Genomic DNA, 18,536 nt, shown 5'->3' with positions numbered 1-18,536 from the left:
CGCTCAGTACATCCCTACCATCGTCGTCGTTCTGGTCTCGGTCGGCTTCGGTGCCGTCGTCAGTTCGGTGAAGGCGCGGCTGGCCGCGTCGACCTGGTCTTTCCACTTGCCCATCGGGAACACCGCGACCTCATCGAGGAAGGCATCATTCCAGGGCCCCTCCAGCAGGAACACGTTGCCTGCCTCGGCCTGTGCGGCGAGAGGCAGGGCGCGCGTCTCCTTGTCCCCGCTCTCGGGGCTGAAGTGATAGTCGAAGCCGGTCAGGACGTGGCGCATGATGTGCTGCGCCTGCGCCTTGCCCGCCTGTCCGGGGTCCTGCGGGTAGGAGCCGCGGACGGCCCCATACGCGGCCCGATCCTGCTCGGCCGTCGCCTTCATCAGCCGCTCTACGCCCATGGGCCCCAGCTGTTCTCGTGTCGAATCCACGATGATGAACCGTCCGTCCGGCGCCCGTGCGATCAGCACGCCAGCGGTGGCCGCCGCTTCCTTGTCCTCGGTTGCCGCCAGGTCCCATCCCCGTACGAACCGGCAGCCCACTGGCAGTGCCTTGACGGGCGTGAACCAGCTCCTCTTGAACAGACCCCCGCCCCGCGGGACGGGCCGCTGCTGCAGCTGTCCAGCCGTGGCATAGCTGCCTAAGGTCCGTTCCAGTTCCGCGACCTGCGGCTCCGGAAACCGGTCCGGGAACAGCAGCTCGCCCTCGGTCGTGCGCGGATCGGTGAACCCGATCGAGGTCCGACACCGCCGTTCGGCCTCGAAGCGCATCGGCAGGCAGAGGTGCGTATAAGGTAGGCCCTTCGACAGGATCAGCCCCGAGGTGTCGCGCTCGTGCAGGCGCTGCATGATGACCACGATGGCGGATCGGTCGTTGTTGATCCGGGTCGGCAGGGTTTCGAGGAACGCCAGTTCGGCGTCCAGAAGCTCGGCCTCGCTGTTCGCGGCATGTGCGCTCAGCGGATCGTCCAGGATCACCCGGTCGCCGCGCGCGCCCGTCATGCTGGTGAAGGCCATCGCCTCGCGGAAGCCGGTTGCGGTGTTCTCGAACTTGGTTTTGCGGTTCTCGTCCGCCGTCATGGCGACGGACCAGCGGTTCTGGAACCACTGGCTCTCGATCAGGCGGCGGCACTTGAGGTTGTCGCGCACCGCGAGGTTCTGCAGGTGACTGGTGCCGAGGAAGCGATGCTGCGGCAGCCCTGCAGGCCCCCATTCCCACGCGGGCCAGATCACCCCGGTCAGCAGCGACTTCATGGTGCCCGGCGGCACGTTCATCAGCAGCCGGGTGATCTCGCCGCGGGTGACGGCCTCCAGATGCGCGCAGATGGTGTCCAGTGCCCAACCCCATTTGAGCGGGGTGGCAGGCTCCAGAACGTGCCAGGCGCGTTTGGCGAAGTCCGCCAGTGACCGGCGGCACAGTTCGCGCTCGATCGCGATCCGGTCAGCCGGTGTCAGGTGAAGGCGTGTCGTCATCAAACGCCCCCAGCAACTCCCGCAAGGCCCCCGTACTCAGCTTCCCCGCATCGATGGTGACAGGCGGGGCAAGGTCCTTGCCGTCCTTGCCGGTCACCTCGCGCCGATTGGTGAATGCCCCGCCCATCTCTTTGGCGGCCTGCTCCAGCAGCGAAGACGCCAGGACCATGTTACCCTGCGTTTCGGCCTTCTCGGCCATGCGCTGCAGCCCCCGGAGGCGCACGGCGCGGTGGCTGATGCCAATCTTGGCAGTGTCTTCTAAAAATGCCGCCCGCGTCTCTTCGAAGATCTGCCGCCGTTTCTCTGCCAACCGCCGTCCCGCCCGCTTCGTTGGATCATAGCTTTCTACGGTCTGGCGTGTGATCGTCTCGCCGAACTCTTGTTTGACAGATGCGACCACGGTGGAAGGACTGTCGAAACACGCCACAGCTTGTACAATGAAGGTTTTGACCTCCTCAGTCAGCTTTCCTTGTGCCATGATGCAAAAGCCTAAGTTGGAGAATTCAGCAAATGTTAAGTAATTGGCAGGCATTAACTGATTTTATAGCCAGTAATGGGATTGAGCAGGCGCCAGACGGCCGCTGGATATTCCGCGCTTTAGTCGACTTTAAGAGCAGCTCTGAAGTCGCTCACGAGACAACGGACGTTCGAATAAGCCGAAGGACCGGCGATACCCCGGTCGTCCTTTCAGAAACCAGCGGTATAACTTCCGAGCGTATCCACACTGAGTTTCTGATTAATTTTCAAAATTTCAAATTACGGGGAAAAACGCTATTAATTTCTGGCTCATCTCCGAAGTTAGGGCACTACACTGTGGAGATAACGCCTAATTAGTCCGCAGGCATGTCCCGCAGCACTGTGCGATGCCGGCCGCCGCAATTTCCGGCCCGGCCTCTGCGGCTTCGATCAGTTCCCGAATCCCCGCGGCGTCCGCGCCATACCGACGCACCACGCCGATGAACTCCTCGACGTCGTGTCCGCGCATTGCGAAGACAGGCCGCCCGGTCTGCCGGTTGAACTTCGGCGCGCCGTACTCGTCGCGGTCCTGGGCACAATGGTAGAGCTCGTGCTCGATCAGCGCGCAGGCCTCGGCGTCGGATGCCTGCACCCACCAGGTGGCGTCGATGGTGATGATGAAGTCCGGGACCATCCCGAACCAGTCCGTCACCTGCAATCTGGCCTTGGCGCGGCCCCATTTTCCCATTGCGCCATGCGGTGCGCCCGGCTCGGCAGTGCCGATCACCATTTGGCCCTTCTTGGCGTTGGACACGTTGGTCCAAAGGAAGCCGATCGAGGCCGAGCGCAGATGCTCGTGATCCGAGTTCCGCAGCGGCGCGGCGTCGTCGATGAACGAAGCCGAGGCCCACTCGGCCAGGTCGGGCGCAGGGCCGAACCATGCCTCGAAACCTTCGACCTGCTCCACGGGAGGCATGGGCCGCTTAGGTGCGTCCATCCCGGCCTCCATCCTCCGTCTCGCCCGTACCGTCGCAGCTAGGACAGGTTTGCGCGCCCTCGGCGAACCAGAAGCACGGCAGGTCGCGTCGGGACGGATAGGACGCAGCCTTCACCGCGCCCTTGCCCTGGCATTTCTTGCAGACGGTCATGCTGGCCTCGTTGGTTTCGGAGGGGGGCCGCATGGCGAGGGGCCGGGACCACGCCCTCCCCGCCCGGGAGGATCAAGGCGGATGGGATGATTGGCTTAGGTATGGAAAATGAAAAAGCGCCGCAGGGCTTTACCCTCGGCGCGTACTTCTGCCCGTGTGTCTTAGCAAGTCTGAGCTACGCGGGCAACATCTACTTTGCGCATGCCAGTACACAAACGTGAATGCCTTTGTAAATTTAAGGCAATGTCGTTTATCGGAGCCACCTTGCGCTTACGACGTGATTGCGCTGATTGCTGCGCATCCTCTCACTTTTTTGCTCACGAAGGACACTGGGCAAGCATAGTTAACCTCGATCCTTTCGCAACTACTGGTGGTATCATGTACGGCGGTGATATGGGGCAGTATGCATGACGTTCAGTAAGGCCAGATTGGGCTTTCTTACCGCTCTGCACAATGGACGACACGCGGTCGCCCTTTTTTGACCGCCGCCTAGAGGAGCCCTGACCGGTGCCTGAAGATACTCCAGACCTGACTTTGCCTACACCCACCGACAGCGCTTCCGGTGCGTTCGCGTTGATTGTCCATGTTTGGCATCTGGACACGATGGAAGATCTATCCGCGGCCTGCGAGAATTTTCCGGCAGGGGCTGACCGGTTCGTGACTTTTGCTGATAGTCTCCCGTTCGAGGATCGTAAGCGTATCGCCGATTGCTTTGTCGGAGCGCATCTGGTCGCGGTGCGTAATGTGGGCCAAGATGTCGGCGCGCTGATGCAGTTGATGGACCAAGTAGACTTGGACCACTACGACTTTGTTTGTAAGATCCATTCCAAGAAAGGCCTCAAAATGCCAGAGGCCTGGCGGCGCACGCTGCTAGGTGGCGTGCTTGGATCGCGCCGGCAAGTGGACATGATAATCGCGGGCTTTCGCGACGATCCGCAGGTAATGTTGGCAGGCGCGCGGCAGCTGTTCCTCTATGGCCCAGCTTATCTATGGCGGAATGCTGGCGGAATTGATGAACTGGCGGGATCGTTGCTGCAGGGATTTGACTTTCGAAGCCAAGACTGGGGCTTTGTCGCAGGCACTTGCTTCTGGATCCGCACTAGCATTCTGCTGCGGCTCAAAGCGCTGCAGATCGACTGGCAGCCTGGCTCCTATGCCGATGACGGAACGCCCGCCCATGTACTTGAACGTATGTTCGGTATGTTGGTTGCTATCGACGGAGGTATCGTGCTGCTTACCGATCAGCGCGACAGCGCGTCCCTGCCACAGCCTGTACCCGGCTTTCCGGCTAGTCTGTCACGCGAGCGCATTCCTATTACAGATACCCTAACCGATCTGGAGGCTGCACGCCGCCGTCGCCAACGCAGTAGCAAAGTGACAATGCGCCGTCGGGTCGCGGTTTTCGCAAGCTACAGCGCAGACGGGGTGCTGCCCCCTCAGGTACAGCCGTATCTTGAAGGCCTACGTCCACTGGTCGAGCGTATCGTAGTGGTCTGCGATAACGACCTCGCCCCCGATCAGCGCGCCTGTCTGTTGGGACTGGCCGACCATGTGATCACCGGAAGACATGGCGAATACGACTTCGGCTCCTACAAACGCGGCGAGGCTTGGGCCCGTGATGCAGGCTGGTTGGATGATGCAGACGACTTGATCCTATGCAACGATAGCTGCTTCGGACCAGTAGGTAGTTTCGCACCCATGTTCACACACATGGATGGGCGACATCTGGATTTTTGGGGTGCTACGGACAGCCAAGAAATCCATCCGCATCTGCAAAGCTACTTCGTGGTGCTTAGTTGGCATGTCTTCCAGTCGCCAACTTTCCGCGAGTTTATAGGCAGCATCACAAAGCAGCCTAATGTTCACGAGGTTATAAAAAAATACGAGATTGGGCTGACGAAGATACTGGCCGGGGCAGGATACAGTTGGGGTGCGATGGTCGAAAATCGGTTAGAGGGCGTACATCCCCTCGACCCAACCTATCGTAACATTGCCGAACATCCGATCACTGCGATGCAGTTGGGGCTGCCTTTAATTAAGGCCAAAGCGCTGCGCCATTCTGAAAGTAATGCAGAAGGTTCAGATCTCACACTAGAGTGGCTGTTCCAGAACGCCCCTAAAGTTCATAAGACCGCTCTAGCCGATTTCACTATTGCTCGGTTCCAGGATACTGGACGCATCGGCTTTTCAATGATTATGCCGACGCGTAACCGTGGCTGGTGCATCTCGGAGGCCATTGGCTCGGCACTGCGCCAGACCCATCGAAACTTTGAGCTAATCATTGTTGATGACGGGTCGGATGATGACACGGCCGAAATTATCGATCGCGATTTTGGCAATCAGATAGAGGACGGCACGATCCGATATGTACGTTTGGCAGAGGCAACTGGCGTATGCGGGGCGCGCAACGTTGGTATTGCCCATGCGCGTCACGACTGGATCACCTATTTAGACAGCGACAATCAGCTGCGGCCCAACTTTTTAACTGTAATCGCAAATGCAATTGTCGAGCACCCTGCGAAGGATTGCTTCTTTGGTCAGATCATCAATCGCAGCACTGGTCTTGTAGTAGGAAATAGCTTCGTCCGAAGTGATATACTTAGAGGCAATTACATTGACCTTGGCGTCTTTGCACATCGGAAATCGCTGATCCAGCGGTTTGGTGGTTTTGATCCAGATCTACGTCGTCTGGTGGACTGGGATTTGATAATCCGACTAACCGCACATCAGGATCCGGTATTCTTACCACGCGTATTTTTGGACTACAGCGACGACGAAATGGGACAAAGTACTGACCGCATTTCGGTCCGTGAATCCTTTCTGCGGGCTAAGGTCGCAGTACATAGCAAGCACTCACCGCGCCCTACAGTGTCCACAGCAATTCTTAGCTACAATCATCAGGAATTTATCGTTGAGGCCATCGAGAGCGCGCTAGAACAGCGCGGCGACTTCACTCATGAGATCCTGTTGGCTGATGATGGATCCTCGGACGGGACGGCGCGGATCATGGCGCGCTATGCTGCGCGATATCCAACACTTATTCGCAACATCAGCACTGGCGGCAACCTAGGCGTTTCGGCCAACTATCAACATTGCTTCAAAGAGGCAGCGGGTAACTACATCGCCATCCTAGAAGGTGATGACTATTGGACCGACCCGGAGAAGAACGCGCGCCAGGCTGATTTCCTAGCCAACCAGCCCGATGCGGGTGCGGTTTTTTCTCGAATCGAGCTGTTTGACATGGCCAAAAACAGTCGCCGTGTACTCAAACGTCAGGACGACCTGCCGTCACTACTGACCGGCGAACATTTCACGCTAAACCAGCATCTTAACCTTATCGTTAATTTCTCATCTATGATGTTCCAGCGTAGCATGCTGCTGGGCCTACCATCATCAATTTATCATCCGCGCTTAAGCGAGATTGCCTTAGCCTTCTATCTCGACAGAATTGGAAAGATCGGATTTATCGACAAGGTGATGGGGGTGTATCGCCTTAATCCATCCAGCGTTTGGACAGGAGCTGATCAAGTGGGGCAATTAGAGCAGGCGATTGCTACCCGCGCAGGTGCTCTTGCTGTTGCACGTCCCATTCATCATGCAATCATACGTCAGCGTATGCTGGAGAAACAGCAGCAGCTACAGGTCTTGCAGGCTCAGAACCCGCAGACTCTCATCCGGCAGGTAAGATGATGAACGACGCACCGATCATGGACCGCCCCGGACGGGTGGCGGTCATCGTCCTAGGAATGCACCGTTCGGGGACCTCCTCGCTTGCAGGGATGCTGGACGGGCTGGGCTGCCGCGGGCCGGCGACGCCGATGCCGGGGACGGACGCGAATGCCGCAGGCTATTTCGAGTCACTGCCGGTCTTTAGACTGAATGATTCGATCCTTACTGCCTTAGGCTCACGGTGGGATGATTGGCGCCCGCTGCGCTCCGACGTTCACCTTTCGCCTCGCCTCGCCGAGTTCCATGACAAGGCATGCAACGTGATCAAGGCCGAATATGGTGACAGCTCGCTGATCTATCTAAAAGACCCTCGCATCAGCATGCTGCTGCCATTCTGGCAGCAAGTTCTCCAAGCAGTAGGTTACCATAGCGTCTATCTACACACCCATCGCAGTCCCTCTGAGATCGCAGCATCACTGCAACGACGCGATGGAATTGATCCCGGTTTGTCGCTGCTGGCTTGGGCATCGCAGGTATTACAGGCTGAGCGTCATAGCCGCGGGCACACGCGGCACTTCACCTCCTACGAAACGCTACTGCACGATCCCGCTGCAGTCGCCGAAGCTGCTGAGACGGCTTTCGGTTTTCCTTGGCCACGGCCGGTCGAAGCTGGGGCAGGACGAGTTAACCGTACTCTTCGCCATCATGATAGCGGTGCACGGGCTGCACTGGAGGATGCTCGTGTGCCAGAGCTAGTCCGCCAGACGTTGGAGATCCTGGAGCGGTGGGTCGCTCAAGGTGAGCAGGTTGAGGATTACCCTCGGCTAGATGGTATCACTACAGCCTTCGATCAGGCCGAGGAGCTGTTTGCAGGGGCAATGGAAGCTCTGAGAAGCCGCTCTGCACAGCTGGCGCCAACGCGTGCGCGGGAAGAGGCGCTTAAAACGGAAAAGGCTGCGCTCGAGGCGCGCTTGACCCAAGCAAGCAAGGATAAGGCCATGCTGGACGAAAACCTTACTCAGATCACCAAGGCACGCGATGAGGCTTTACGCGAACGCGACGCCGCCAGCCAAACCCGAGATAAAGCCTTGCAAGATCGCGACGCTGCCAGCCAGGCTCGCGACGAGGCCTTACGTGACCGCGATGCTGTTCGCAAAGCCCAAGCGGAGGCCGAGGCCCAGCAGGCCCGACAGCTGCAAGAGTTGGACATGCTCACCGACCGCCTGATCGACCGTGACGCCACCTTGGCTGCGATCCGTCGCGACACTTTGGCAATGTCGAAACGTGCCGAGCAGCTGGAACAGGAGCGCAACGCGGCAACCGAGGCCGCGCGCCTGCAGCAGGAGCAGTCCAGGAACGAGATTGAGGCATTGCGCGGCCAGATAGCCGCGCAGCGCCAGGAGTTTCTGTCAAGCACGTCATGGCGCGTGAGTGCACCGGTCCGCGTGTTGGGTCGAATAATCCGACGGCGCTGATGCGTTTGCCTCAAGGGGGCGCTAGAGAAGCCCCCAAGGCCTTACACTAAGTGAAGCCGCTCTCGACCTTTTCTTCCCAACCATAATGGGAGGAGATCGTGTCATGGATGTTCGAAATCCGCTGCAGAAGGACATACATTGAAGCCGTTTTTATCGGCAGTTCCGCAATGTTTTTCTCATAGTTTTCAGAGCAAGGCATTCCAAATACGCTTTCGCAGAACTGTATACTCCGAATGTGCTCTGCGTTTTTAAACTTTTTGGCAGCCAAGCCCACAAAGAAATCATCTATTGAATCGTACACGGAATTAACTTCCTCAGTAATTCCCGACGTCAATTCAGGGTTCTCGCTAATTTTTAGCAGGATTGCGCTTCTTGCTTTTTGCCTCTGCTCTGCTTCAGAAAAGCTGGAGAAATACTCTCTTTCAGCTTCCAGCTTATCAGCATGAAAGCATCGTCTGAATAAAGCATAGTTCACTGCGCCAAGCTGATTACAGAGAACAAGGAAATGCCCAAGATAAGCATAGTTGCTTACTATGTCTTCATTCGATCCATAGGGCCGAAAACTGTCAATTTCTGATATTTTTCGAGCAAACCTGATTTTAGAATCGATGTTCGCCAGCGATAGGTTGCTCGTCATTTACTCGTCCTGTTCTTTTCAGAGTTCTATCGGGAGAACATAGCAGGGACACGTCGTCAAGGTTCGCCGCGAATTTTGGCAGCGTCATGATCCGCGGTAGCCGCGCAAATACGAACGCGGCAGGAGTGTTTGCGGTTTAGCCAGGAGGGATGGTATGAACATGCCAGTTCAGGCTGCCAAGTTTGGCCAACTTGACAGTGAACCTAGACCATGCCCGCCGTAAGAGGCTCGCTTCAGCGCTGTCAGAAGCGCATGCGAAGGTGGAGATGTGCGAAAAGGCGATTGCGCAGAATCAACTCCAGTTGCTTTCACTGCGGCGTGAGCTGATAGCGGCCTTAGCTCAGCTCTCAGATGCGAAACGGCGCTATGATCAAACGAAGTAAGTCAGAATGAATGTTATGCAAGTGTACCTGATCGCTGCTGTTTAGTCTTCCAGTGCTGCCCTGCGCGCATCGAGGATTTCCTGCCGAGTCTCTCGTACATGGACGATATGCTGGGAGCCGTTCTGATAGAGCGCCAAGATCGTCGCACCTTCAGCGCCATTGTCGATGTTAAATTCGGTTGCTTCTGTGAAGGTCAGCACCACGGGTTCGCCTGACGGCATTCTGGTCAGCGTCATCTGGGGCATAACTTGCCACTCCTATGGTACCTGCACGGTATGCAGACAATAATAGGTGAACCGATCTGTTCCATTGGTTTCGCACTGAAGGCAGAACGCCGCTTATCCGCCGAGCTATTGGACACCATCGCTCACAACCCCGCCCACGACAGCATTATGACCAGTACGGCGAACACTGCCGCGAGCTCGCACAGATCACGAACCATGCCATGGCGCCAGCGCTGGCAGCGCTCCCGTGATTTCGACCGTGTCCAGCATCCCCGGCCTGCTCAGGACGGCCCAGAGGTCCAGCAACGCCCCACACCATGCCAGGTAGTTCCGTCGCTTGGCCGCGACCATGCTGGCAGTGCCGGAGTAGCTGATGGCGCAGACGTCGCCCTTGCGCTCATGCCGGTTCCGGTGCCGGTCGCGCCACACCCAGGTGCTGCCATTGCGCGACACACCGGCCACGAAGCACCCCTCCTCGTCGCTCCAGTCCCAACCGCAGGGCGTGATGCTGATGCGATCCCCCTGCCCCCAGTCCGGCGCGCTGCGGGCGCGGGCCAGCTCGGCGATCTGCGTGGCCATGCGTCGGCCGCCGACGTGATCCGGCAGCGCCTCGACTGCGGCAGCGATGACTTGGGCGTCCCGGTGCGGATCGCTGGTCCCTCCCCCGTCGACGGTGACACCGACCTTGTGCCGCTCGGCCATGATCCAGAGCGTGTCGACGCCCGGCCGGTCGAACTCGTGGGCGCCGTATTGGTCGAAGTCGAGCACAGCCTTCTCGGTGAGGAAAGCCCACGCCAGAGCGTCGGTGATCGACATGGCGCGGGTGATGCGGGATCCGGTCTTGATCGGGTCGTGCAGGCTCATGCCCACCCCGACTGATCAAGTTCAGCTGCCAGACGTTCGTCAGAGCGACCAGCGCAGCCGCCGCAGACCCGATAGACTGGCCCGCGCATGCCCTCGTCATAATCCCTACGATCCCTAAGATCATCGGCATCGGTGCAGCACCAATCGCAGCGGCCAACGCGTGCCAGCTTCGCTTCTTCGCGCAGCTGGCGAATGCACTCCGCACAGCAGTCGATCATTTCCGACCCAAACGAATCCGTCTCACCCTGAATGCGGGCGACCGCCGGGCGGTCGGGGTGGAGGTCACACACTGCACCAGTAGGCAGGCTGTGAAAGCTGCCAGGCAGCGTGGAGATAGGTCCAGTTACGTCGCTCATGCCGCCGCCCCCCGTTTTATAGCGTCCGAAAATCCCTCACGCATTGGCATGGTCCTTCCGGTACCGCAGCGCCGCCAGAAGCCGCTGCTGGCCGTCCATCGAGGGCTTGCCGTTCTCGCCCAGCACTTCGCCGCACAGGAACGCCTTCCAGCGAGCCAGCGCCATCGAGGCTTGGACCTCCAGCTGCAGCGCGACGGCCTCGATCTTGTTGCCGCTGATCAGCAGTTCCGCGATGGTCAGGTCCTCCGCCGGCGTGAATGCCGGGGCCATCTTTTCCAGGTGCTTCACGATGGCCCGCTCGGGCAGGCTCAGTGCACCCCAGGGGCGATCGGCAGTCTGCGGCTTGGCGGCGGCTGGAGCTGCGAAGGGCCGTGCCGCGGGCTTCTTGATCGGGTTTTGAGCGCGGGTCGGTTTCGGGGGTACAGGCTTAGCAATCGCTGGCGCTGCGTTCTTTATCGGCTCCTGCACCGGTGCGGTCTCGGCGGGAGTATCGACCTTGGCTACAACTTCTGGAAGCGTCAGGCCGTGGTCAGGCTGCAAGCGGATCTCGACCGGCGCCGGCGATCCCACATACTGCGTTCCCTGGTCGGCCTCACTGACGAACAGCTTGCGGCCCGTGGCCTCCTCAAACTCGGTCAGCGCGTTTGCCAGCAGAGCGAGGGCGGTCCCCTCCTGCATCAGCTTGTGGGCGCGGTCGGTGATCTCGGTGACGGTCATGCTTGAGAAATGGATGCTCACTGTCGGGTTCCTCTTGGTGGGGTTGGGGTGGTGGGTGGCCATAGGTCAGCCTCCGATCATTTTGCGGCGCCTGGCACGACGCTGCTCTGGGGTTTCGGCTGGTGCACTAGGCGTGCCTGCTGCCGGTCGCGCAGACTTGGCATTGGCAAGATCGCTCATGCCTGCGGTGAACCAGGACCAGCGGTTCGGCATGAAGCCCGGAGACTTGCTGCGTTGCTTAGCGAGCATCTCCCGGATTTTCGCATCCTGCTCTGATCTGCTCAGGCCAAGAGCATCCCATTTCGGCAGTTCCTGCAGGTCGTTGGTCGTGCCGGTCCATCGGCCCTCAGGGGTCACGCCCGCGGCGCTGCATCCCATGAGGGTGAGGACCTCCTCCCTTCTGCTGTCCTGCCCCTGATCGACGACGTTGGCATCGCTCGCGCGCAGTCGTTGACGGTTCCCTGACGGTTCCTGACGGTTCGGCGGAACGGCGGTTCCGGGTTTAGTGCAGTCACGTTCCGGGTTTTGTGTCGTGACGTTCCGGGTTTTCGTCTCATTCCCGGTTTCTGGTTCCGGGTTTGATGTTCCGGGTTTCAGCATCATAATCCGGTAAACATTCTTGCCGCCTCGGCCGCCGCCGGTCTTGATCGTGATCCATCCCGATGCTTCCAGACGGCGGACGATGCCTCTCGCCCCGCGCTCGGTGACGCCCGTCTTTTCCGCAATACCAACCATGCTCGGATAGCAGCTGCCTGCGTCGTCGGCCCAATCAGCGAGGGCCAGCAGTGTCAGACGCTCGGTGGGGTCCTTCGGCCCGTTATCCCAAACCCATGACATGACCTTGATGCTCATGATCCTACTCCGACCAAACGGTGTTGGTGGAGAGGGCGCAACGACAACGGGCAGTGCCGGTCTGTCCCATGCGCTGCTTGGCGACGCCTATTTCCAGCTTGCCGCGGGCGGCCTCCATATCGAGGAGCCAGTCGGCATACTCGTCTTGGTCGTCCTGGTCCGGCTCCTCCTGCGCGAGGTAGTATTCCGGCCGGTAGCAGAACAGCACGCTGTCGGCGTCCTGCTCCAGCTGGCCGCTCTCGCGCAGGTCGGACAGGACCGGGCGCTTGTCCTCCCGGCTCTCGATCGAGCGGGACAGCTGCGACAGGGCCAGCACCGGGATGTTGAGCGACATGGCCATGCCTTTGAGTGCGAGGCTGATGTTCGTGACCTGCTGGTAGCGGTCCTTGCCCTGGGCCTTAAGCAGCTGAGCATAGTCCACGATCAGCAGCCGCAGGTTGGGGGTGGCGCGGGCGATCTGGCGGACGCCGCCGACCAAGGCGTCGACGTTCGAATAGGACCGCGACAGGAAGGTGATGGGCAGATTGCCGACTGATCGGCCGAGCTCGACCACGGCCCGCATTTCGTCCTCGGTCATGTCGCCGCTGCGCATGTTCACATAGGGCACCGCCCGTCCGTCGCGCGCCGTAGCCTCCGACAGCGCCCGCTGCGCCATGGCAGCAGGGGTCATCTCCAGCGAGGCGATGGCGACCCCATGCCCCGCCCGTGCGGCGTTCAGCGCCATCGTCAGCGCCACCGCGGACTTGCCCATGGCCGGGCGCCCGCCGAGGAGGGTCAGCTCGCCAGGATAAAGGCCCGGGATGATGTCATCGAGCGCGGGGATGCCGAAGCGCACGAGGTCATCGTTGTTGCCCTGATAGGCTTCTACAGACTGAGCGATTGCCTCGGTCACCGCCGCCAGCATGGAGGTGGGCCGATCTGCCTGGCTTGCGAACTCTGCAGCCACGATCTGCCGCTCTAGCTGCAGGGCTATATCGCGCGCCGGCGTGTCGCCGCGCAGCAGTCCAACCTGGGCTTCCGATATGGCTGCAGTCAGGGCGCGCTTGCGGGCATGCTCTGCCAGCATCTCGGCGATGCCCTGTACCACATCCCGGCGGCCGGAAAGGGCGTTCGAGAGCATCCGCGTCAGGTATGCCGGGCCACCTACTTCCTCGAGGTCGCGCGAGCCCTGCAGGTCAGCCTTAAGGGTCAGCGGGCTGACCAGATCACCTCGGTTCGCGCGGGTCTCGATCAGATCGTAGATCTCGGCGTGCAGCGGATGGTAGAACAGCTCCGCGCCCCCTGCCCTCATGACGATCGGCGTCAGGCGGTCATTCATCAGCAGAGCCCCGAGGAGCTGCTGTTCCGCTTCGAGAGAGTGGTGCCCGGTGTCCGGCCGGATGGCGGTGACGACGTTCATTCTGCTGCCTCACATTTCTTCCAGACCTGCTCGGCGTCGAGGTCGCCCACGCTGCGCCAGTGGTCAGGCTGGGGGGTATGGTTCCAGACCTCGCCGCGGCTCACGCGCGCCAGGGCGGCAAGGGTTTGTTCCTTGGTGGGGCCCGGGCGGCTCATTCGGCACCCCCACCCACGATCAGGGCGCGCAGCTGGCTGTCCGTCAGCGGCAAGGATTCGATCTCGACCACGGTCGCTGCGGCTTCGCCCCACATCTTCACGGCCCGGGCGTCGGCCACTTGACAGTCGTCCGTCCATGCGACGCGGTTCAGGCCGTCCTTCACCGCTTTCAGCAGGTTGTCCCCGTCCGGCTTCTGGACGTGCCAGTTGCCCATGGCCGCGGCGCGGCGCTTCTTCGACCAGCTGGACGCAGGCTCGAAGATCGCGGTGATTGTCAGGCGCACCGGCCCTGTCAGGGGCTGGGGAAAGGCCGCCATTCCATGCTGGCGCACCACGTCCTCGAACCGGGCATTGGCCGGGTCGTTGACTGTGACGGCACGGCCGAGGCGGGCGTTGTAGAACCCCCTCGCCCGCTTCTTGGCAAATGGCTTGCCCGGGATGGTGATGACCACCTTCATGCCCTGATCCGGCCAAGCGCCACAGCCAGGCGCTGTCGCACATCAGCGGTCGCAATCGACTTCGGACCCACGCAAGGGCAGGGCTGCAGGGCAACGCGGAGCCCATGCACCTCGGACAGTGGGATACGGATGACTGCCATCCCCTCCTCAACCTTTACAGATCCAAGCGCCTCTGGAACCGACATCACCGGTCCTCGCGCACGAGAACCGCGGCGGTGCGCTTGGCGCTGTCGATGACGTCGGCGATCTGCTTGCGCGCGGTGGCGCGGCAGCCCTTGCCCATGGCCAGCTGCGTAAGGGCCATGACGGCCTCGCCGCCTTCGGCCGCAAGCTCGCCGGCGGACTGCATCAGGCAGGCTGCGTCCTGCACCTCGGGCAGCGACTGCATGAGCCAGCGGCGCACGGGCTGCTCGCCCACGGCGTCCTCCAAAGCCATGATCTCGATCAGCGGCCAATCCAGCTGGCCGGACTGACGCTTGGAGATCGAACCCTTGGAGATGTCGTGCCCGAGGCGGGCGCCGATCATGGCGGCAGCGGCATCGAAGCCCCCGGCCTTCTCGATCAGGTTGGCCATGAAGGCGCGGATTATCCCTCGTTCAGACATGAATTCCTCCGGAAACCGCGTTTCCTTTTTTGACCGTCGGGCCCGTGGCATCAGATGATGGGTGGAGCCGGTGGGGTTCTGAGTGGAGTGTGTGACGTGGCATCGGTTTCACCTGCGCCTTGGTCGGGCGGGTTGCGGATGGTGGGGAGTGCGGAGGCGCAGCAGGGGTTAGGCCGCGCTCTCCGAGGGACGCGCAGGCGGATTCCGGGCCATGTAGGCCCGGATGCGCTCTGCGGTATCCAAGGTGCAACCATTGCCATTCTTCAGGCGCCCGTAGAGGCGTCCGTTCGAAACGGCCCGGCTGATAATAGTTGCCGGAGACAGCCCGCAACGCTCTGCGTGCGCCTCGACTTCGCTGATAAGTTGACTGGTGCTCATGCGCTTATAAGGGGATATTTGTCCCCATGATGTCAAGGGACAATTATCGCCTATCGCGACCTTGGAGTGACGATTATCCCTTAGGGATGATGAAAACGTTCAGAGACGCCTTGCTTGAGCGTGCTGGAGGGGCGGGAAAGCCTTCCCTGAGGGCTGTCGCCGATGAAACCGGCGTGTCTTACGAGCAGCTGAAGAAGGTTCGCCAGGGTAAGTCTCAAAGCACAAATGCTGAGGATGCCCTTAAGATTGCTTCCTTCTTTGGGATGACCCTCAACGAATTTCTAGATGATCAGATGGCAGAAGACCGAGCTGCTGTTGTCGAGACATACAACTCTCTATCACCGGAAGAGCGCCAGCTCCTCCGAGACGCTGCAAACGGGCGTGCCGGTCGGAGCCGTGGGGCATCTTGATGATTGCCTGCAACTCTAGGAGCACCTCTTTCACACTCAATTCAGCTTCTACCGTCATCACCCACCAAGAAGAACATAACGAGAACATAGAGCAGCACGCACCGTTCTGTCTACCCGCTAGGTTTAGCATTTCGCAGGTCAGGGACCGCATAACGAGCATAACGGCGCAATATGTTGTGCGAAAGCGTCTGCTTATCAAGATGTGGGGTTAGTCATGCCTGATGATGTGCAGTGGGCCAACATTCGGCCTAACAGTAATTTGCCGGTAGAGATCTATGCTATCATTGGTCAGATGATTGTTCTGCATAGCCATCTAGAAGAGGCGCTGCGGCACATCATCTATGCTCTCGCTGGCGTTGACAGTGCCATGGGGCGCACCGCGATACGGGCGCCTCGATTGTCAGACCGTTGGACGATGATCGAGGACCTGGCGGAGCAGCGGGGATGCACAATTGATGCTCTGACAGCTGAAAACTTCATACATGATCTAGCCCGGATTTCGGATTTTCGGGATTACCTAGCTCACGGTGTGTTCTATCGGGACGCATCTGGGAACGTGTACTGCCGCAAGGTTCGTGGAAAATGGGTCCCGCCAAGCAGCAACAAGCCCGTCAAGCATGCAAAGGTACCGGCAGCCTATGCTGTTACGGTAGAATAGACGGCACGAGTGTGTGCTATCACCGAAGTTGCATATGAGGCTGCTCGGGACCTTCATCGAGACATCGTGGAGCAGCTTCGAGCGCAGCTTGTATAATATCGACGAGCGCCTCTTCAGGCATGCCATAGGTGCGTATGAAGTCGATATGTAAATCAGCGGCCTCGGCGGCACCATTGATCATGGCCCTTGTGATCGGGACTTCTGGTTCTGCAGTCCTAGTGATCTCGCACTGGCCAAGGCTGGCTACTGTTTGTCCTACAAAAGCCACTCGAACCACCCATCTGCGTATAATGCAAAGGCCAAAGAAAAGAGGCTGAACGCAACTGCAGCCAGGCTCACTCGATACGCCTGAAGTGATCGCTGATAGCGCAATTGCGCCTCCGCGAGCTCTGCTTCTCTCCCTGGCCACCCTGGCTCGTATATCTGATCCTGCACTTGCCTTCCCCCACCCGCTTCGGCGGGCTTATTCATGCGCCACGGCCTGGCGCTGACAGAGGCAGGATAGCGCCCCCGAATCAGCGGCACAACATTTACGGGATATTTATCCCCTTTAACGTTGACAGGGATATTTGTCCCCTTTAACTTCATCTTCACAGGACGCGACACACGAGCCGTCCGCCGAGATGGAGAACCCCCATGCACCAGACGAATTACCAAGAGGATGATCGAGACGGCTGCTTCTTCTGCGGCGTGGCCAGCGCCTTTGCTATCTGGGCCGTCTGCATGGCGATCTTCGGGATGATCTGGCTCCTGACCAGTGATGCCTTCGCCGCGTCCGCCGATCGCCCTGCCCTATGCGCCCAGTACTACGGCGGCGAGGTCGCGGCCTGCATCGCGGAGATGGGACAGTGACCGACCGAGCAAGAGACAATGGCGGATCGGCTTTTCCGAACCCTTCGCTGGCCGATGACAGCTATCGAGCGGAACCTGGCGACATGGGCATGACCCTGCGCGACTGGTTCGCGGGGCAATGGGTTGCCGCTGGCCATCACAGCAACCTTACAGAAAAGGAGGCCGCTCGGCAGGCATACGACTTTGCCGATGCCATGATCGCCACTCGGAAAGGCGGTCCAGCATGACCCTCCTCGGCAAGGACAAGTGCGCCAACGAGCTGCTGGGCAAGCTGATGACCCAGAACCTCGTGCTGCAGCAGCTGCTGAAAGAGCGTGGCGAGGTGAAGAAATGAACCGCACCCCCCTGCCCCCGGTCCTCTACCTGGTGGCCCGCGACTATGGCCCGCTCGGGATCGGGAGCCCGGACATCACCCCGAACCGCGACGAGGCGTACGACCAGTTCACCTGCGCGACCGATGCGGGTGAGCCGGTCGGTGTCTGGCAGATCACCACCGCCGACGGCCTGCCCGCTGGCATCACCGATGTCACCGACGCCTTCGAACGCGAGTTGCAGGACGTCTGCATCGCCCGCGATCTGGATTGGCCGACGGTTCGCCGTCTCGAAGACAACCCCGCCCTGAAACTCGCCGCCGAGTAAGGAAAACCCTACCATGAATGACATGAACAACACCCCCGGCACGGGGCTGATGCTCCCTGCCGGAACGGATCTCGCTGCGCTGTTCAAGGACGGTACCGGGATCGACCCACTGATCGCCCGCATCGAGGCGGAGGTCCGCGCCCACGTCCCCGACACCAGCACCAACAAGGGCCGCGAGGCGATCAAGTCGCTGGCCTACAAGGTGAGCCGCTCGAAGACGATGCTGGACGATGCCGGCAAGGCGCTGAACGAGGATGCCCGCAGGCAGATCAACCTGGTCGACGCATCTCGCAAGAACATCCGTGATCGTCTCGACGCGCTGCGCGATGAGGCCCGCGCCCCGCTGGTGGCATGGGAGGAGGCCGAGGCCGTCCGCCAGGAGCGGAACAAGCGGCTCCTGACGCAGCTGGCCAACCACGGCATGACCGGGCTGGAGGCATCGGCCGACATCATCGCCAAGGCGGCGCAGATCAAGGGCATCGTCCTGCCCGACGACTTCGGCGACGACCGGGATGCGGCCGAGGGCGCCCGGGCCGCCACCATGGACGCGCTGCGCAACATGTTCGTCGCGGCCCAGAAGCGTGAGGCCGAGGCGGCGGAGCTGGAGACGCTGCGCCGGGAAGCCGCCGAGCGTGCTGCCGCCGACGAAGCCGCCCGGATCGAGCGTGAGCAAGCCGAGGCAGCGCGCCTGGCAGCCGAGCGCGCCGAGCAGGACCGCAAGGACGCCGAGGCCCG

General features: G+C 60.4%; 21 protein-coding genes. 8 read left to right on the top strand and 13 right to left on the bottom strand.

Annotated features, from left to right (window positions below):
• Positions 1 to 3: 3 nt before the first annotated feature.
• From terL to FHD68_RS03545, 3 genes are all read right to left on the bottom strand, one after another.
• Positions 4 to 1,467, bottom strand: coding sequence for a phage terminase large subunit (gene terL, locus FHD68_RS03555; protein WP_139085214.1), 1,464 nt, complete (start codon positions 1,465 to 1,467; stop codon positions 4 to 6).
• The gene (locus FHD68_RS03550; protein WP_139085211.1) at positions 1,436 to 1,945 is read right to left on the bottom strand and encodes a DUF2280 domain-containing protein; all 510 of its coding nucleotides are present in this window, start codon (positions 1,943 to 1,945) and stop codon (positions 1,436 to 1,438) included. Before FHD68_RS03550 ends, terL begins: the two co-directional genes overlap by 32 nt.
• A 348-nt stretch (positions 1,946 to 2,293) precedes the next feature.
• Positions 2,294 to 2,890, bottom strand: coding sequence for a putative metallopeptidase (locus tag FHD68_RS03545; protein WP_208863736.1), 597 nt, complete (start codon positions 2,888 to 2,890; stop codon positions 2,294 to 2,296).
• Between the two features lie 688 nt (positions 2,891 to 3,578).
• Between FHD68_RS03545 and FHD68_RS03540 the strand changes: the two genes are divergently transcribed.
• Both FHD68_RS03540 and FHD68_RS03535 read left to right on the top strand, forming a co-directional pair.
• Positions 3,579 to 6,761 (top strand): glycosyltransferase, encoded by a 3,183-nt coding sequence (locus FHD68_RS03540; RefSeq protein ID WP_244297751.1) that lies wholly within the window; start codon positions 3,579 to 3,581, stop codon positions 6,759 to 6,761.
• A complete protein-coding gene (locus FHD68_RS03535) occupies positions 6,761 to 8,215 on the top strand; it encodes a hypothetical protein (protein ID WP_139085205.1) in 1,455 nt (484 codons plus the stop codon). Before FHD68_RS03540 ends, FHD68_RS03535 begins: the two co-directional genes overlap by 1 nt.
• Positions 8,216 to 8,261: 46 nt before the next feature.
• Here the strand turns inward: FHD68_RS03535 and FHD68_RS03530 are convergent, their stop codons facing one another.
• From FHD68_RS03530 to FHD68_RS03495, 9 genes are all read right to left on the bottom strand, one after another.
• A complete protein-coding gene (locus FHD68_RS03530; protein WP_139085202.1) occupies positions 8,262 to 8,852 on the bottom strand; it encodes a hypothetical protein in 591 nt (196 codons plus the stop codon).
• Between the two features lie 424 nt (positions 8,853 to 9,276).
• Positions 9,277 to 9,471, bottom strand: a complete 195-nt coding sequence (locus FHD68_RS03525; RefSeq protein WP_139085199.1) for a hypothetical protein — start codon at positions 9,469 to 9,471, stop codon at positions 9,277 to 9,279.
• A gap of 195 nt (positions 9,472 to 9,666) precedes the next feature.
• On the bottom strand, positions 9,667 to 10,323 hold the full coding sequence (locus FHD68_RS03520; protein ID WP_139085196.1) for a hypothetical protein: 657 nt from the start codon (positions 10,321 to 10,323) through the stop codon (positions 9,667 to 9,669).
• Between the two features lie 392 nt (positions 10,324 to 10,715).
• Entirely contained in the window at positions 10,716 to 11,417 is a 702-nt protein-coding gene (locus tag FHD68_RS03515; RefSeq protein WP_167550358.1) for a hypothetical protein, read from the bottom strand.
• Between the two features lie 45 nt (positions 11,418 to 11,462).
• Entirely contained in the window at positions 11,463 to 12,248 is a 786-nt protein-coding gene (locus FHD68_RS03510; RefSeq protein WP_139085191.1) for a helix-turn-helix domain-containing protein, read from the bottom strand.
• A 4-nt stretch (positions 12,249 to 12,252) separates the two neighbouring features.
• Positions 12,253 to 13,647 (bottom strand): replicative DNA helicase, encoded by a 1,395-nt coding sequence (locus FHD68_RS03505; RefSeq protein WP_139085188.1) that lies wholly within the window; start codon positions 13,645 to 13,647, stop codon positions 12,253 to 12,255.
• Positions 13,644 to 13,802, bottom strand: coding sequence for a hypothetical protein (locus tag FHD68_RS18895; RefSeq protein ID WP_167550357.1), 159 nt, complete (start codon positions 13,800 to 13,802; stop codon positions 13,644 to 13,646). The genes FHD68_RS03505 and FHD68_RS18895 overlap by 4 nt, the downstream gene beginning before the upstream one ends.
• Positions 13,799 to 14,260, bottom strand: coding sequence for a RusA family crossover junction endodeoxyribonuclease (locus tag FHD68_RS03500; protein WP_139085186.1), 462 nt, complete (start codon positions 14,258 to 14,260; stop codon positions 13,799 to 13,801). Before FHD68_RS03500 ends, FHD68_RS18895 begins: the two co-directional genes overlap by 4 nt.
• Before the next feature lie 184 nt (positions 14,261 to 14,444).
• Positions 14,445 to 14,834, bottom strand: coding sequence for a hypothetical protein (locus tag FHD68_RS03495; RefSeq protein ID WP_139085184.1), 390 nt, complete (start codon positions 14,832 to 14,834; stop codon positions 14,445 to 14,447).
• Between the two features lie 497 nt (positions 14,835 to 15,331).
• Between FHD68_RS03495 and FHD68_RS03485 the strand changes: the two genes are divergently transcribed.
• Positions 15,332 to 15,652, top strand: a complete 321-nt coding sequence (locus FHD68_RS03485) for a helix-turn-helix domain-containing protein (protein ID WP_139085181.1) — start codon at positions 15,332 to 15,334, stop codon at positions 15,650 to 15,652.
• Between the two features lie 214 nt (positions 15,653 to 15,866).
• Entirely contained in the window at positions 15,867 to 16,310 is a 444-nt protein-coding gene (locus FHD68_RS03480) for a hypothetical protein (protein WP_139085179.1), read from the top strand.
• A 19-nt stretch (positions 16,311 to 16,329) separates the two neighbouring features.
• On the opposite strand, the gene FHD68_RS18890 is transcribed toward FHD68_RS03480, so the two are convergent.
• Complete coding sequence (locus tag FHD68_RS18890; protein WP_167550355.1) at positions 16,330 to 16,491, bottom strand: hypothetical protein; 162 nt, start codon at positions 16,489 to 16,491, stop codon at positions 16,330 to 16,332.
• Positions 16,492 to 16,946: 455 nt separating this feature from the next.
• Here FHD68_RS18890 and FHD68_RS03475 point away from each other — a divergent pair, with 455 nt between their 5' ends.
• The 4 genes from FHD68_RS03475 to FHD68_RS03460 form a co-directional block, all read left to right on the top strand.
• A complete protein-coding gene (locus FHD68_RS03475) occupies positions 16,947 to 17,162 on the top strand; it encodes a hypothetical protein (RefSeq protein WP_139085176.1) in 216 nt (71 codons plus the stop codon).
• 83 nt (positions 17,163 to 17,245) lie between these two features.
• A complete protein-coding gene (locus FHD68_RS19320; RefSeq protein ID WP_208863735.1) occupies positions 17,246 to 17,389 on the top strand; it encodes a hypothetical protein in 144 nt (47 codons plus the stop codon).
• 103 nt (positions 17,390 to 17,492) lie between these two features.
• Positions 17,493 to 17,801 carry a hypothetical protein gene (locus FHD68_RS03465; protein ID WP_139085170.1) on the top strand — a complete coding sequence of 103 codons (309 nt, stop codon included), beginning with the start codon at positions 17,493 to 17,495 and terminating at the stop codon, positions 17,799 to 17,801.
• Positions 17,802 to 17,814: 13 nt separating this feature from the next.
• Positions 17,815 to 18,536: hypothetical protein (locus tag FHD68_RS03460; RefSeq protein WP_208863734.1), on the top strand; the 722-nt coding region annotated here is incomplete at its 3' end.

It is taken from the genome of Paracoccus marcusii, assembly GCF_006151785.1.
GTDB classification, from domain to species: domain Bacteria; phylum Pseudomonadota; class Alphaproteobacteria; order Rhodobacterales; family Rhodobacteraceae; genus Paracoccus; species Paracoccus marcusii.
The sequence above is the reverse complement of the archived record's forward strand: the minus strand, read 5'-3'. Positions and strand labels throughout refer to the sequence as shown.

Excerpts from the sequence above, each read along its gene's own strand:
- FHD68_RS03465 (WP_139085170.1), top strand. The coding sequence starts at position 17,493 with ATGAACCGCACCCCCCTGCCCCCGGTCCTCTACCTGGTGGCCCGCGAC.
- FHD68_RS03495 (WP_139085184.1), bottom strand. The coding sequence starts at position 14,834 with ATGGCCAACCTGATCGAGAAGGCCGGGGGCTTCGATGCCGCTGCCGCC.
- FHD68_RS03550 (WP_139085211.1), bottom strand. The coding sequence starts at position 1,945 with ATGGCACAAGGAAAGCTGACTGAGGAGGTCAAAACCTTCATTGTACAA.
- FHD68_RS03485 (WP_139085181.1), top strand. The coding sequence starts at position 15,332 with ATGAAAACGTTCAGAGACGCCTTGCTTGAGCGTGCTGGAGGGGCGGGA.
- FHD68_RS03525 (WP_139085199.1), bottom strand. The coding sequence starts at position 9,471 with ATGACGCTGACCAGAATGCCGTCAGGCGAACCCGTGGTGCTGACCTTC.
- FHD68_RS18890 (WP_167550355.1), bottom strand. The coding sequence starts at position 16,491 with ATGATCAATGGTGCCGCCGAGGCCGCTGATTTACATATCGACTTCATA.
- FHD68_RS03500 (WP_139085186.1), bottom strand. The coding sequence starts at position 14,260 with ATGAAGGTGGTCATCACCATCCCGGGCAAGCCATTTGCCAAGAAGCGG.
- FHD68_RS03510 (WP_139085191.1), bottom strand. The coding sequence starts at position 12,248 with ATGAGCATCAAGGTCATGTCATGGGTTTGGGATAACGGGCCGAAGGAC.
- terL (WP_139085214.1), bottom strand. The coding sequence starts at position 1,467 with ATGACGACACGCCTTCACCTGACACCGGCTGACCGGATCGCGATCGAG.
- FHD68_RS03530 (WP_139085202.1), bottom strand. The coding sequence starts at position 8,852 with ATGACGAGCAACCTATCGCTGGCGAACATCGATTCTAAAATCAGGTTT.
- FHD68_RS03535 (WP_139085205.1), top strand. The coding sequence starts at position 6,761 with ATGAACGACGCACCGATCATGGACCGCCCCGGACGGGTGGCGGTCATC.
- FHD68_RS03505 (WP_139085188.1), bottom strand. The coding sequence starts at position 13,647 with ATGAACGTCGTCACCGCCATCCGGCCGGACACCGGGCACCACTCTCTC.
- FHD68_RS18895 (WP_167550357.1), bottom strand. The coding sequence starts at position 13,802 with ATGAGCCGCCCGGGCCCCACCAAGGAACAAACCCTTGCCGCCCTGGCG.
- FHD68_RS03520 (WP_139085196.1), bottom strand. The coding sequence starts at position 10,323 with ATGAGCCTGCACGACCCGATCAAGACCGGATCCCGCATCACCCGCGCC.
- FHD68_RS19320 (WP_208863735.1), top strand. The coding sequence starts at position 17,246 with ATGGGCATGACCCTGCGCGACTGGTTCGCGGGGCAATGGGTTGCCGCT.
- FHD68_RS03475 (WP_139085176.1), top strand. The coding sequence starts at position 16,947 with ATGCACCAGACGAATTACCAAGAGGATGATCGAGACGGCTGCTTCTTC.
- FHD68_RS03480 (WP_139085179.1), top strand. The coding sequence starts at position 15,867 with ATGCCTGATGATGTGCAGTGGGCCAACATTCGGCCTAACAGTAATTTG.